We start from the raw sequence: 308 nt of genomic DNA, 5'->3' as shown, positions 1-308 counted from the left end.
GGAATTACTTCTATGGTCAAGGTGGTCGTTTTCGTACAATCCGTGTCCAAATCGACAGCTTCAACATACACCACTTGTGGATTAGCTTGGGTATTTACAAAGTTTTCGGTATCGGTAATCTGATTTTCCAAAGCTTCATCTTCGTAAAAATTAATCAAGATGGTTTGGTCACCTTGCGTAATTTCTTCAATCTTAGAGGTTAAATCGAAAGTAGCTTGCTCATTGGTGGTGCTTCCTCCGGTTTCATCATCACAAACTGACAAACGCTCTGGGGCAATGATGTCTGGTAAGGGTTCAACGATTAATTC

General features: G+C 40.6%; 1 protein-coding gene. It reads right to left on the bottom strand.

Annotated elements, in window-relative coordinates; all coding sequences use genetic code 11:
• Nucleotides 1-308, bottom strand: a 308-nt coding sequence (locus G7034_RS11310) for a hypothetical protein (RefSeq protein ID WP_166401067.1), incomplete at both ends; no start/stop codon positions are given.

The sequence above is a fragment of the Psychroflexus maritimus genome, from assembly GCF_011089875.1.
Lineage (GTDB): Bacteria > Bacteroidota > Bacteroidia > Flavobacteriales > Flavobacteriaceae > Psychroflexus > Psychroflexus maritimus.
This window is presented reverse-complemented; position numbering and strand designations above follow the sequence as displayed.